Below are 1852 nucleotides of genomic sequence, written 5' to 3' on the forward strand. Positions count from 1 at the left end.
ATTTCACGACTAGACATGGTCGGAATAGTTTGGTTATTAAAATTTCTTTCTTCTACTGTCATAAGATTATACATGCTTCACTCCATCCGTTGTGATAACATTTTCATTGTGCTTAATTTGTTGTTTGAGATGTCTTAAGATTTCTTCTAATGTTTCTGGTTTTGAATAATCGATTGTTGCTTTTGCTTTTTTTTCACAGTCCAAAAAATATTGACGCACTTGTTTACCTTTGAGACTAGGTTCACAAATGGCAATGTGTTTAGCAGCATTTAAAGTGAGGGCATAATCTTTAGAAGGACAACCCCGTGATGGTAATTTTTTGGTAGATGTGATAAAATCAATATCTTCTCGAAAAGCAAAATCTTTAATACAGTTTACTATCCATTTTCTAAACTCGGCTTTGACCTCTAAAAATGCATGCAAGTCACGAGCGCTAACGGTTTGAATGGTTTGCTGTTTAATTATAGTATTTTGAATAGGGATAAAACTTTTCATTACAAACCTCATTTTGATGGGAGAATGGGGCGCCTTTAAAAGCGCCCTATGTAAGAGGGGTAGTTTGGAATGACGTCACAAAGACGCAAGCGGTTTTGTTCTTCATAAGACCCGTAGAGTTTGTCTTCATATTCACGCAATTTGATTTCATCTAAAAAAAAACTGTATGCCGTGCTGTGTTTTACAAAGTCATGCGGTATAACGCCGTTAAAACACTGCTCCTCACATTCTTTAAGGTAGCATTGAGCGATATCTTCAGAGATATCTTCACATCGATTAGTTGCTGGTTCAACGCGGAAGATTTGAAGTGCATTATCGGCTTCATTAATAAAGTCGATAATGTCTTTTTCTTCATAAAACGGACCCGCTTGTGCAAGATTTTGCGCTTCATTTTCGCACATGACTAAAAGAATTTCATCAGAATTTATGAAAACTGGTTTTTTCATAACGGTCTCCATTTATTATCAAAATATTTAAACACATTTTGAAAAAAACGCCTTGACATAGGGATTTTTTTTCGGGGTATGGTGGTTTTGTAATTGTATTTTATGCACATGTCAATTAAAAAATTGCATAAAATGCAAAAAATAAATTTAAAATATATAGCTAATTTATGCGCTATCCACAATTTAGGAGATGTTATGGGTGATATAGGTAAAGGAATGGAAGATTTTTCTTTGATGCTTAATGAAAAAAAGCAATCAATAATAACCTATCTTGTTTTTATCTTTTTTAATAATTCAAGGAAATCGAGTACCGCTTCTTTATCAGCTGGTTCAAGAGAAGCGCATATTTTTACGAAATTCAAATCTGCTTCTTTGTAAAAACTGGGTGGTGGCTCGTTGAAGAATTCAGAAATTTTTATCAATTCATCTATGGTTATATCACGGGTTTTCCCATTTTGATAAATGCGAAGCATACGGTTCACTGCCGATGGATGCAGTTTCAGATGGGATGCTAATGCTGTTTGTGCACCATGCCCCCGTTCTTTAAGTCGCTCTTTAATCCATAGCTTAAGTTGAGACTGAATATCTTTTCCCATGATTCATATAATCCTTGAAAATATATTTTTATGCAAAAATGATAAAAAAGCATAATTGCGTTGACTTGTGCATAAAACGCAATTATCTATTGTGGCGTTATGGAGATAAATATGCTTTCGAGACTGATTATAAAGTATTTAGGTGGCTTAAAAACTGTAGCAGGCATCGTTGAAAGAGATATTTCGTCTATTTCTAGATGGCGTGATTTTATACCAGCAAAACACCAGCAAAAACTATTAACCTATGCGCGTGAGCATGGGATAGATTTACGTCCAGAAGATTTTTTTTATCCAGAACGCTTGCAAAGATTAATG

Annotated in this window: 4 protein-coding genes; 1 reads left to right on the forward strand and 3 read right to left on the reverse strand. The window is 34.4% G+C overall.

Going from position 1 to position 1852, the window contains the following annotated elements; translation table 11 throughout:
• Positions 1 to 66: 66 nt before the first annotated feature.
• From PVV68_RS10265 to PVV68_RS10275, 3 genes are all read right to left on the reverse strand, one after another.
• Positions 67 to 495, reverse strand: a complete 429-nt coding sequence (locus PVV68_RS10265; RefSeq protein WP_273783025.1) for an antA/AntB antirepressor family protein — start codon at positions 493 to 495, stop codon at positions 67 to 69.
• Between the two features lie 35 nt (positions 496 to 530).
• Entirely contained in the window at positions 531 to 941 is a 411-nt protein-coding gene (locus PVV68_RS10270) for a hypothetical protein (protein ID WP_273721788.1), read from the reverse strand.
• Positions 942 to 1207: 266 nt separating this feature from the next.
• A complete protein-coding gene (locus PVV68_RS10275; protein ID WP_273721787.1) occupies positions 1208 to 1537 on the reverse strand; it encodes an XRE family transcriptional regulator in 330 nt (109 codons plus the stop codon).
• Positions 1538 to 1648: 111 nt separating this feature from the next.
• Here PVV68_RS10275 and PVV68_RS10280 point away from each other — a divergent pair.
• On the forward strand, positions 1649 to 1852 hold a 204-nt coding region (locus PVV68_RS10280), incomplete at its 3' end, for a hypothetical protein (RefSeq protein ID WP_273783027.1).

The sequence above is a fragment of the Bartonella sp. ML69XJBT genome, from assembly GCF_028618515.1.
GTDB lineage: Bacteria > Pseudomonadota > Alphaproteobacteria > Rhizobiales > Rhizobiaceae > Bartonella.

Coding starts and splice junctions, on each gene's coding strand:
- PVV68_RS10265 (WP_273783025.1), bottom strand. CDS start 495: ATGAAAAGTTTTATCCCTATTCAAAATACTATAATTAAACAGCAAACC.
- PVV68_RS10270 (WP_273721788.1), bottom strand. CDS start 941: ATGAAAAAACCAGTTTTCATAAATTCTGATGAAATTCTTTTAGTCATG.
- PVV68_RS10275 (WP_273721787.1), bottom strand. CDS start 1,537: ATGGGAAAAGATATTCAGTCTCAACTTAAGCTATGGATTAAAGAGCGA.